The sequence below is a fragment of the Amycolatopsis sp. SB7-3 genome (genome assembly GCF_041021335.1).
GTDB classification, from domain to species: Bacteria; Actinomycetota; Actinomycetes; order Mycobacteriales; family Pseudonocardiaceae; genus Amycolatopsis; species Amycolatopsis japonica.
Window position 1 is genome coordinate 3393989 of record NZ_JBFPJQ010000001.1, and the last position, 10938, is coordinate 3404926.

General features: G+C 69.5%; 9 protein-coding genes. 4 read left to right on the forward strand and 5 right to left on the reverse strand.

Features of this window, described 5'->3' with window-relative positions; translation table 11 throughout:
* Positions 1-183: 183 nt before the first annotated feature.
* The 3 genes from AB8M46_RS16830 to AB8M46_RS16840 all read left to right on the forward strand — a co-directional run bounded on the left by AB8M46_RS16830 (position 184) and on the right by AB8M46_RS16840 (position 3523).
* Entirely contained in the window at positions 184-2046 is a 1863-nt protein-coding gene (locus tag AB8M46_RS16830) for a glycoside hydrolase family 9 protein (protein WP_394360674.1), read from the forward strand.
* A gap of 113 nt (positions 2047-2159) precedes the next feature.
* Positions 2160-2945 carry a TIGR00730 family Rossman fold protein gene (locus AB8M46_RS16835; RefSeq protein ID WP_016331429.1) on the forward strand — a complete coding sequence of 262 codons (786 nt, stop codon included), beginning with the start codon at positions 2160-2162 and terminating at the stop codon, positions 2943-2945.
* Positions 2945-3523: a TIGR00730 family Rossman fold protein gene (locus tag AB8M46_RS16840; RefSeq protein WP_037332184.1), complete on the forward strand. Its 579-nt coding sequence runs from the start codon at positions 2945-2947 to the stop codon at positions 3521-3523. The genes AB8M46_RS16835 and AB8M46_RS16840 overlap by 1 nt, the downstream gene beginning before the upstream one ends.
* A 496-nt stretch (positions 3524-4019) precedes the next feature.
* Here the strand turns inward: AB8M46_RS16840 and AB8M46_RS16845 are convergent, their stop codons facing one another.
* Positions 4020-4694: a lysophospholipid acyltransferase family protein gene (locus AB8M46_RS16845; RefSeq protein ID WP_394360675.1), complete on the reverse strand. Its 675-nt coding sequence runs from the start codon at positions 4692-4694 to the stop codon at positions 4020-4022.
* Positions 4695-4745: 51 nt separating this feature from the next.
* Here AB8M46_RS16845 and AB8M46_RS16850 point away from each other — a divergent pair, with 51 nt between their 5' ends.
* Positions 4746-5648: a glucosyl-3-phosphoglycerate synthase gene (locus AB8M46_RS16850; protein WP_394360676.1), complete on the forward strand. Its 903-nt coding sequence runs from the start codon at positions 4746-4748 to the stop codon at positions 5646-5648.
* Here AB8M46_RS16850 and cydC read toward each other — a convergent pair.
* The 4 genes from cydC to AB8M46_RS16870 are packed head-to-tail and all read right to left on the reverse strand — an operon-like array spanning position 5637 to position 10927.
* The gene (gene cydC / locus AB8M46_RS16855; RefSeq protein WP_394360677.1) at positions 5637-7187 is read right to left on the reverse strand and encodes a thiol reductant ABC exporter subunit CydC; all 1551 of its coding nucleotides are present in this window, start codon (positions 7185-7187) and stop codon (positions 5637-5639) included. The genes AB8M46_RS16850 and cydC overlap by 12 nt on opposite strands.
* Complete coding sequence (cydD, locus tag AB8M46_RS16860) at positions 7184-8743, reverse strand: thiol reductant ABC exporter subunit CydD (protein WP_394360678.1); 1560 nt, start codon at positions 8741-8743, stop codon at positions 7184-7186. The genes cydC and cydD overlap by 4 nt, the downstream gene beginning before the upstream one ends.
* Positions 8744-8752: 9 nt before the next feature.
* On the reverse strand, positions 8753-9745 hold the full coding sequence (locus AB8M46_RS16865; RefSeq protein WP_394360679.1) for a cytochrome d ubiquinol oxidase subunit II: 993 nt from the start codon (positions 9743-9745) through the stop codon (positions 8753-8755).
* A gap of 3 nt (positions 9746-9748) precedes the next feature.
* Positions 9749-10927 carry a cytochrome ubiquinol oxidase subunit I gene (locus AB8M46_RS16870; protein ID WP_394360680.1) on the reverse strand — a complete coding sequence of 393 codons (1179 nt, stop codon included), beginning with the start codon at positions 10925-10927 and terminating at the stop codon, positions 9749-9751.
* Between the last annotated feature and the right edge of the window lie 11 nt (positions 10928-10938).

Sequence of the window (10938 nt, forward strand, 5' to 3'; positions counted from 1 at the left end):
CTCGACCACGGTAGACGATTTCCCGGCGGGGATCCGGGTTGAGCAGGACGGATACCCGCCAACAACGCCCGGATCCGGTGACTTTCGACCGTCGAAACGGACATATTGACTGGTGGCGTTCCGGGCGCTAGCGTCTTGCGCCATAAAAAGGAAACTTTCTTAACTAATTCGAGCGGGGCGCCGATGATGGTGAGTTCCTGGTCCCGGACGGTGGCCGCGGTTTCGGCACTGGTCCTCGGGGGTTTGACGGTTCCGGCGGTTTCGGCCGCGGCGGCGGTGCAGGGTGAGGTCCGGGTCGACCAGGTCGGCTACGGCATCACCGAGACCAAGCACGCCTATCTCCTCTCCAGCGCGCCGGGTTCGTTCTCGGTGATCGACGAACGCGGCCGGACCGTCCATCGTGGACGGACCGGACAGTCGCTCGGCGCCTGGAACGCGAAATACCCGGCGGTGTACCAGCTGGACCTGTCGAAGGTCTGGCTGCCGGGCAAGTACCGGATCGAGGTCACCGGCGAGACCAAGGCGACGTCGCCGACGTTCCGGGTGGACACCAAGGACCGGCTCTTCACCCCGCTCGTCCGCGCCACCAACGAGTTCTTCCAGGCGCAGCGCGACGGTGACGACATCATCCCCGGCAGGCTCGACCGCAAACCCTCGCATCTGGCCGACAAGCAGGCCACGGTCTACGAATGGCCCGCGTTCGGTGGTGAATTCGGTGACGAGATCACCGAACCGCTGAAGCCGGCGGGCGGGCCGATCGACGTCGAGGGCGGCTGGGTCGACGCGGGCGACTTCGTCAAGTTCACCTCGAACACCGCGTACTCGCTGGCGGAGCTGGGATACGTGCTCCGCGAGGGCTACGACCCGGTGCTGGCCAAGGAGGTCAAGCTCGGTCTGGACTGGCTCGACAAGATGTGGGACGAGAAGAGCAAGACGCTCTACGCCCAGGTCGGCATCGGGACGGGCAGTGACAAGTTCGGCTTCCTCGGCGACCACGACGTCTGGCGGAACCCGCACGACGACGACCCGCTCGACGTGAAGCCGGGCGACCCCAAGTACTTCGTGAAGCACCGGCCGGTCTTCCCGGCGAACCCCGGTGGTTCCGCGCTCAGCCCGAACCTCGCCGGCCGCGTGGCCGCCGCGTTCGCCCTCGGCGCGCAGGTCGAGGCCAAGCGGAACCCTTCGCTGGCAAGGAAGTACTTCGCCGAGGCCGCCTCGGTGTTCGCGCAGGCCAAGACCGAGAACGTCGGCGAGCTGGTCACCGCGTTCCCGCACGCGTACTACCCGGAATCGTCCTGGCGGGACGACATGGAACTCGGCGCGACGCAGCTCGCCCTGGCGGCCAAGGCCCTGCGTGACCCGCGGTCGGCCGAATGGACCCGGCAGGCGGCGCACTGGGCGAAGGCCTACATCGACGTCGAAGAGAAGAGCACGCTCAACCTGTACGACACCAGCGCGCTGGCGCACGCCGAACTGGCGAAGCTCCTGCGGCACGGTGTCCCGGGTGCGGCACTGGGGCCGAAGGAGCTGATCGGCGACCTCCGCCGTCAGCTCGACGAGGGTGTCGCGAGCGCGGCTCAGAGTCCTTTCCGGACCGCCGTCTCGGTGAAGGAATTCGACGCGGCCAGCAAGAGCTTCGGGTTCGCCGCGACCGAGCGGCTGTACGCGGACGTGACCGGTGACCGCCGGTACGCGGCGTTCGGCTCGCAGCAGCGGAACTTCACCCTCGGTGCGAACGCCTGGGGCATCTCGCTGGTCGTCGGCGTCGGCACCACGTATCCGCGCTGCCCGCACCACCAGGCGGCGAACCTCGCCGGTGAGGAGAAGGTGCTCTACGGCGCCGTCGTGAACGGCCCCAACGGAGCGGAGAACTTCGAGCACATGGAGCTCCCGCCCGGTTCGAAGGACTGCAAGAAGCCCTTCGACGCCTTCGACACCCCCGAGGCCCGCTACGCCGACGACCTCGCCTCGTGGCCGAGCAACGAGCCCGCCATCGACTTCACCTCGACGGCCATGCTCGCGTTCGCGCTGACCGGACGTTCCTGAGGCGTGATCGCGGGGCCCGCTTTCGTGGCGGGCCCCGCGTTCGCGTACCCGACAACTCCTGTTCGCGGCGATGCCGCCGCTCCGGACGGTGACGACGTCGTAGTCTTGGCGGGGTGAGTGAGACAAGCGAGTTCCCCGACGGCCAGTACCCGGAACGTCCGATCGAGCGCCACAAGGGCCCGGTCGTGCTGCGGCGGGATCGCCGTGACCAGGGCAGCACCACCGACCAGCGCCTGCTGGACTCGCGGGGGCCGAGCGATTGGGTGCACACCGACCCGTGGCGGGTGCTGCGGATCCAGGCCGAGTTCGTCGAGGGCTTCGGCGCGCTGGCCGAGGTGCCGCGCGCGGTGACGGTGTTCGGTTCCGCGCGGACCAAACGGGAGCACCCGGAGTACGAACTCGGCCGCAAGATCGGCGCCGCGCTCGCGAACGCGGGCTTCGCGGTGATGACCGGCGGCGGCCCCGGCGCGATGGAAGCGGTGAACCGCGGCGCCAACGAGGCGGGCGGGTTCTCCGTCGGCCTCGGCATCGAGCTGCCGTTCGAGCAGGGCCTGAACCCGTGGGTCGACCTCGGCGTCAACTTCCGGTACTTCTTCGCCCGCAAGACCATGTTCATCAAGTACTCGCAGGCGTTCATCTGCCTGCCCGGCGGTTTCGGCACGCTCGACGAGCTGTTCGAGGCGCTCACCCTGGTGCAGACGAAGAAGGTCACCAAGTTCCCGGTCGTGCTGTTCGGCAGCGACTACTGGGGCGGGCTGTACGACTGGATCGCCAAGACGCTGCTCGCCGAGGGCAAGATCGGCGAGAAGGACCTCGACCTGCTGCACGTCACCGACGACATCGACGACGCCGTGCGCGTCGTGCAGGAGTCGTACCAGGCATGGGAGGACACCCACTGATGGCGGCGCCGCGCCGGATCTGTGTCTTCTGCGGCTCGTCGATGGGCTTCGACCCGAGGTACGCCGACGAGGCCCGAGCGCTGGGCACGCTGCTGGCCTCGCGGGGGATCGGGCTGGTCTACGGCGGAGCCTCGGTCGGCACCATGGGCGTCGTCGCGGACGCCGCGCTCGCCGCGGGCGGTGAGGTGATCGGCGTGATCCCCGAGGCGCTGGGCAGCGTCGAGATCGCGCACGCGGGCCTGACCGAACTGCACGTCGTCGCCGACATGCACCAGCGGAAGGCGAAGATGGCGGCTCTGTCCGACGGGTTCCTCGCGCTGCCCGGCGGGGCGGGGACGCTGGAGGAGCTGTTCGAGGTGTGGACGTGGGCCCAGCTCGGGCTGCACGAGAAGCCGATCGGGCTGGTCGACGTCGGCGGGTACTACGCGCCGCTGCTGAAGTTCGCCGACCACATGGTGTCGGAGGGCTTTCTGTCGGCTGGGTACCGGGACATGCTGTCGATCGACTCGGACGCTTCGGTGCTTCTGGACGGCTTCGTGGACTACGTGCCGCCTCCTCGTCCTAAGTGGGCTAAGTAGGGCTTTGAGTCACCTGTACCGATCGGCCGCACTCGCGTGATCGACGCCGTAACTCGCGTGATCAGCGGCGGAACCCCCGAGTGCGGCTTCCAGTCACGCGAGTTACGTCCCTGATCACGCGAGTCACGCCTTTGCTCACGCCGCGCGTGTGTGCTTAGTCCGTGACCGGGTGCCTGGGCTGCTTCGGTACATGAAGGCCCCCTTCATTGCGTCTAGCGCAGTGAAGGGGGCCTTCATGTACTTGGGCTACTTGGGCCGCCGTGAAGGGCCCCTTCCCTCGGCTGAGCCGAGGGAAGGAGGCCTTCACGCGCGTCGCTTGTGACTTGTGGGGTTTCTGGTGCGCCTGGGGTTCATGGGGTCACCGGTCGGTCCGCGAAGGCCTCCTTCCCTACCTTGAGGGTAGGGAAGGAGGCCTTCACGGCACCCCTGCGAAACCAGAAGTGGAGCAGCGGGGGAGCAAGGGACCTTTGCTACCACCCCGCGCCACCGCGAACCCTCAGGCGGCGCTCTGATCAGGCCGTTTGTGGTAAGAGTCGACGTATTCCTGCCCCGAAAGCTCCAGGATCGCGTACATGATCTCGTCGGTCACCGAACGCCGGATCGCCGGCGAAGAGTCCTGCCCCTCGTACCGCGAGAAGTCCAGCGGCGCACCGTAGGTCACCGTGATCTTCGCCCGCCGCGGCATCCGCTTTCCGGCGGGCTGCAGGTTTTCGGTACCGGTCAGCGCGACGGGCACGACCTTCGCCCCGGTCGCCAGCGCCAGCGCCGCGACACCGGTGTGCCCGCGGTGCAGCCGCCCGTCCAGCGAGCGGGTGCCTTCGGGGTAGATCGCGAACGCGCCGCCCGCGTCGAGCACCTTCCGCGCCGCTTCGAGCGCGGCGAGACCGGCCTGCGCGTTGCCGCGTTCGACCGGGACGTAGCCGAGGCCGCCCAGGAAACCGGCCATCAGTTTGCCCTTGAGTCCGCGGCCGGTGAAGTACTCCGCCTTGCCGAGGAACTTGACCTGTCGCATCGCCGTGAAAGTGATCACGCCGGTGTCCAGCGCCGCCCGATGGTTGGGTGCCAGCAGCACCGGACCGGTGGCGGGGATGTTCTCCACGCCGCGGATCTCGGGGCGGTACAGCGCTCTGACCAGCGGGCCGAGCACGAAACGGACGAGCAGCGGTAGCAAGGTTCCTCCATCGACAGGGTGTCGGACTCCAGCATGGCACGATCACTACTCATGAGTTGGTTCGAGCGGCGCACCTGGCAGAACCCCGATTGGACGCTCGACGACATCGTCGCTGCGAAGGGTGACCGGACGGTTTCGGTCGTGCTACCGGCGCTCGACGAAGAGGACACCGTCGCCGAAGTCGTCGGCACGGTCCGCCCGTTGCTGGGCACGGTCGTCGACGAGCTGGTCGTGATGGATTCGGGCTCCACCGACGCCACCGCCGAGCTCGCCGCGCGCGCCGGCGCGCGCGTGGTGCACCGCGAGGACGTGCTCCCCGAGCTGCCGCCGGTGCCGGGCAAGGGCGAAGTGCTGTGGCGGTCGCTGGCCGCGACGACCGGTGACGTCGTCGTGTTCCTCGACTCCGACCTTGTCGACCCGGATCCGGCGTTCGTGCCGACCCTCCTCGGGCCCCTGCTCTGCGAGGAAGGCGTCCACCTGGTCAAAGGCTTCTACCGGCGGCCGCTGCGCCTGGAGAGCAGCGGCGGCGGCCGGGTCACCGAACTGCTGGCGCGACCGGTCCTCTCGGCGCTACGCCCGTCACTCTCGGGGCTGATCCAGCCGCTTGGCGGCGAGTACGCCGCGACGCGTGAGTTCCTCGAGTCGGTGCCCTTCGCGGCCGGGTACGGCGTAGAGATCGGGCTCATCCTCGACGCCGAAGTGCGCTACGGCCTCGAAGGGCTCGCTCAGGTCAACCTCGGCGTACGCAAGCATCGCAACCGCTCGCTGCTTCAGCTGGGTGTGATGGCACGCCAGATCCTCGGGACGGCGCTCGCGCGCTGCGGCATCAAGTCCGACGACCCGGCCCAGCTCACCCAGTTCGCGCAGGTGGGTGACGAATGGCTGCCGGAGGTCGCCGAGGTGTCGGTCAGCGACCGGCCGCCGATGCGGGAAGTGCGCGGCCTAGAGGCGTAGCACCTCGTCGAACCCGGCCACCTGCGATTCACGATGCGTCACGAGCACGACGGTCCCGCGCGCGGCGGCGAGCACTTCGGCCAGGACGGCGTCGCCGTGCGCCGGATCCAGCCCCTCGACGGGCTCGTCCAGGACGAGGATCGGCGGTGCCGAGAGCACTGCTCTCGCCAGGATGAGCCGCTGGCGTTGCCCACCGGACAGCGCGTCGCCGTCGGAGCCGACTTCGCGATCCAGAGGCAGATCGAATCCGGCCGTGGCGCACGCGTCGAGCAGTTCGGCGTCGGAAGCGCCGGGCTTCGCGAGCAGGAGGTTCTCGCGGACGGTCGTATGGAAGACGTGCGCGTCCGCGAGCGCGCCCGAAATCACCGACGGCAGCAGCGCCGGGTCGTATGTCTCCAGCGGCTTCCCGTTCAGCAGGGCGCGCCCGGACGTCGGCGCCACGGCTCCCAGCAGGACGTTCAGCAACGTCGTCTTCCCCGCCCCGCTCGGCCCCACGATCCCGATCCGCTTGCCCGGCGGCAGGTCGAGGTCGATGCCGTCCAGCGCCGCCGCCCTGCCTGCGAAATGAACGCCGACGCCTTCGAGCCGCAGATGTCCCGGCTCGGGAACCGCGGTCCCGCGCGCGGGCGGCGGTTCAGTCAGCAGCGCGCGCACCCGCTCTGCCGACGCCCGGACCTCGACCCACCGCTGGGCCGCCGCGGTCAGCGGCAGGACCAGCTCGAACACGGCCAGCGCGCCCAGGGCCAGTGCCGCGGTCAGCGGCGCCGAAACCCCGGCGGTCAGCGCGATCGCGACGCAGGTCAGCAGCTGGACGAGGATCCCGGCCGCGGTCAGCAGGCTCGTGCGGTTCGCCGTCGCCCGATCCCGCGAAGCGAGGGAATCGACGGCAGCGTGCGCCGCGTCCACAGTGGACTCGTGGACGCCGTAGGCGATCAGCTCGCGTCGCCCGGTGATCAGCTCGACCGTCCGTTCGGCGAGGTCGGCGCGGGCCGGAGCACTCGTCTCCGCCGCCGCGCGGGTGATCCGCACGCACAGCCACGGCAGACCGATCCCGGCGACGGCGAGTCCTGACGCGAGCACGAGTCCGGCGGCCGGGCTGACGATCAGCGCGACCGTCGTCGACACCGCGCCGACGAAAGCGGCGACACCGGTGGGCAGCAGGCAGCGGAGGATCGCGTCCTGGACGGCGTCCACATCGGACACCAGGCGCGTGACGAGGTCGCCGCCGGAATGCCGCGAGACCCGGTGCGGCAGCAACGACGTGTACACGCGGGTCCGCAAGGCGCCGAGATAGCGCAGGACGACCTCGTGCCCGGCGAGCCGTTCCGCGTAACGCAGCCCGCCGCGCAGCAATGCCAGCGTCCGTACGGCGACGATCGCCACGGTGAGCGACGCCAGCGGCGGCTGCTCGGCCGCCTTGAGCAGCAGCCACGCGGCGGTGGCCATCAGCGCCAGTCCCGCCAGCTCGGCACCGGCCGCGATCAGCCCGGCACGGGCCAGCCGTACGACGTCCTTTGTGGACATTCCCCAGACGTTCACACCAGTTCCCGTTCTCGTACGGCGCCATCGTGGACTTCGAGGACGCGGGTGGCCAGCGCGGCCATCGCGGGCCGGTGGGCGACGAGTACCGCGGTCCGGCCGGTGAGCAGTGCACGGGTCGCGCCGAGCACGGCGGCTTCGGTCCCCGCGTCGAGCCTGGCGGTCGGCTCGTCGAGCAGCGCCAGACCCGCCTCGGTGCGGGCCAGCGCCCTGGCGAGACCGAGCCGTTGCCGCTGACCGGCCGAAAGCGGCGCGCCCAGTTCGCCGATCCGAGTCCGGTAGCCGTCGGGAAGGCCGCGCACGACGTCGTCGAACGCCGCTGCGCTTGCCGCGGCCTGAATGTCCGGCACCTGGCCCATCGCGATGTTCTCTTCGACGGTCCCGGTGAACAGCGTCGGCCGTTGCGGCACCCACGCCGTCCCGGCCCGCCACGCGGCCGGATCCAGCTCGCGCAGGTCGACGCCGTCGACGAGGACCCGGCCGGACGTCGGCGTGACGAAGCCCAGCAGCACGGCCAGCAACGTGCTCTTCCCGGAACCACTGGGCCCGACGAGCGCGACGTGCTCACCCGCCTCGATCGTCATGTCCACTTCGGACAGTACGGTCTCGTCGCCGTACGCCACGCTCACCTTCTCGAGCACGATCCGCGGCGCGCCGCGGCGGGCCACCCGCGAGCCCTCGGTGACCTCTTCCGGACGCACGGCCAGCGCTTCCCGCAGTGTGGCGAGCCCTTCCGCGCTGGCGTGGAACTTCGCTCCCGCGGCCCGCAGAGGCAGATAAGCCTCAGGCGCGAGCAATAGCACGAGCACCGCGGTGTGCACGACCATGCCGCCTTCCAGCAACCGGAAACCGATCGGCACCGCCACGAGCGCCACCGAAAGCGTCGCGACCAGCTCCAGTACCAGCGCGGACAGGAACGCGACCCGCAGCGTGCGCATGGTCGCGTCGGTGTGCGCGTCCGTCATCGCCCGCACGGTCTTCGCCTGCGCCTCCGCGCGGCCGAACACCTTGAGCGTGCCGAGCCCGCGCACGACGTCGAGGAAATGCCCGCCCAGCTTGGAAAGCAGCGACCACTGCTTGGCGGTCTTCGCCTTCGTGTGCTGTCCGACCAGGATCGCGAACACCGGGATCAGCGGCAGTGTCGCGGTGATGATCAGCGCCGACGACAGATCCGCGGCGAACAGCCGGACGAGCACCGCGACCGGGATGATCGCCGAGAGCACCACCGTCGGCAGATACCCGGTCAGATAGGCGTCGCTCGCGTCGATCCCCTTGGTCACCAGGCTCGCGACCTCGCCCGGATTCTCCGCCTCCGCGCCGAGAAGCCGTTTCCGCAGCCCGGATTTGACCTTCGCCGCGAACCGGCCGCCGACGGAACCCTGGGCGCCGGCGAGCAGCGCGCGCACCGCGATGGCGGCCACGAGCGTCCAGGTCACGCCGCCGCCGGTGAGCAGCGTCGCGAGACCGTCGGCCTGGACGAGGATCGCCGCGGCGGTCAGCGTTCCGAGGACGGCCAATACGCCGAAGTGGCGCCGCAATCCGGGAAGGGGAGGCATTTCAGGCTCCTAGAAGTGCAGCAGCGAACGCTGGTCGACGCGGGTGTCGTGCCTGCGCCAGGTCACCCACTGCACGGCGGCGATCGCCACGAGCGCGGGCGGCAGGACGAACGTGAGCAGGCCGAGCATCTCGGTGCTGGTGGCCGCTTCCGTCAGGCTCAACGAGAAGCCTCCGTCCACAGAGGACACCAGCGCGTCCGGCAGGCGCAGGGTTCCGACCGCCAGCACCGGCGACGCGGACAGCGTCATCGTGGCGACCAGCGCCGCCTTGTGCCGCCCCGCGCGCAAGGCCGCGGCCGCGACGCCCAGCGCGCCGAACGCCAGCACGATCGCGGGCAGCACCGACCACGACGCGGTGGTCTCGACGGCGCCCCAGACGACCGCCACGACCAGGAACGCGAACGCCGGCGCGAGCAGGGCCTTGGCGATCCGGTTCGCGCGGGCGGTGAATTCGGCCGGTGCCCGGACGGCGAGGAAAGCCGCTCCCTGCAAGGCGAACAGCGCGACGAACCCGGCACCCCAGAGCAGCGCGTACGGGCTGAACACCGCGAGGACGTCGCCCGCCGGTTTCCCGGCCGCGTCGAGCGGGAGCCCGAGCACGAGGTTGCCGAGGAACACGCCCCACGACACCGCCGTCACCCAGGCGCCGACGGTGATCGCCAGCGTCCAGGCGCCGCGGCCCGCGTCCGGCCGCCTGCTGCGCAACTGCACCGCCGCGGTGAACGTGACGAGCCCGAGCAGCAGGGTGACGACCGGAAGGTACGCCCCGGAGAACACTTTTCCTTCCAGATGCGGGAAAGCGCCGAACAGGACGCCGACCGCGGCCACCAGCCACACCTCGTTGGCCAGGAAGAACGGGCCGAAAGCGCCGAGCACACGCCGCCGTCCGGCCTCGTCACGGCTGAGCCTGCCGAGCAGCATCCCGACGCCGTAGTCGTAGCCTGCCAGTGCGAAATAGCCGGCCGTCAGGAAACCGAGCACACACCACCAGAGGATCACCATCGGTCAGACTCCGCTCAGGACGGGAAGTTCGGGACGCGGCGCGGCCGCTTCTTCGCTCGCGTCGGGGCCGCGTTTGGCGACCCGCGACATCAGGACCCAGTCGGCGATCGCGAGCGCCGCGAACAGCACGGTGAACGCGATGAAGGAGAACAGGATCTGCCCGGCCGGGATCGACGCGACGGCGTCGGCGGTGGTCAGCTGCCCGCGGATCAGCCACGGCTGGCGGCCGATCTCCCGGACGAGCCAGCCGGAGATCGCGGCGACGAACGGCAGCGGAATGGCCAGCACCATCACGTACAGCAGCGGCCGCACCTTGGTGATCCAGTTCCGGAACAGCAGCAGCGTGCCGAGCATCGAGGCGAGGAACGCGATGAAGCCGATCTGGATCATGAATCCCAACGGGGCGCCGACCAGCGGATCAGGCGACTTGAGCTTGTCGGGGTGGTACTCGCCCAGCGGGCCGAACTGGCCGAAACCGAAGCCGATCACCAGTGTGCTGCCGACCAGCGAGGCGAGCACGCCGATCCGCATCGAGCGCTGGAAGAACTCGATCTCCTCGGTGCGCTTGATGAAGTGGTACGCGCTGACGCCGACCACGAAGAAACCGCCGGTCATGAGCGCCGCGCTCAGCACGTGCGGCAGTGAGCTGGTCAGTGCCGGGTTGGTGAACAGCGCGCCGAAGTCGTCGAGCTTCAGCACGCCGTTTTCGGCGTGGGTGCCGACCGGGTTCTGCAGGAACGAGTTGGCCACCATGATGAACAGCGCCGAGGCGTACGCGGTCAGCGTGACCAGCCAGATCAGCGTCAGATGGACCCATTTGTTCAGCCGCCCCCAGCCGAAGATCCAGAGCCCCAGGAAGGTCGATTCGGCGAAGAACGCCACCAGCGTCTCGATGGCCAGCGGGGCGCCGAAGACGTCGCCCGCGACCGCGGACAGGCCGGTCCAGGTGAGGCCGAACTGGAATTCCATCACGATTCCGGTGACGATTCCCAGCGCGTAATTGATCACGTAAAGCTTGCCCCAGAAACGAGTCATCCGCGTGAGCTCCGGCTTTCCGCCGAACGCGGAGCGTGTCTGCATCACCGCGACGAGTGTCACGAGCCCCAGTGTGAGCAGCACGAACAGGAAGTGGAACGAGGTCGTCGTCGCGAACTGGAGTCTCGCGATCGGGAGTGCGTCCATGTCGAAGCACT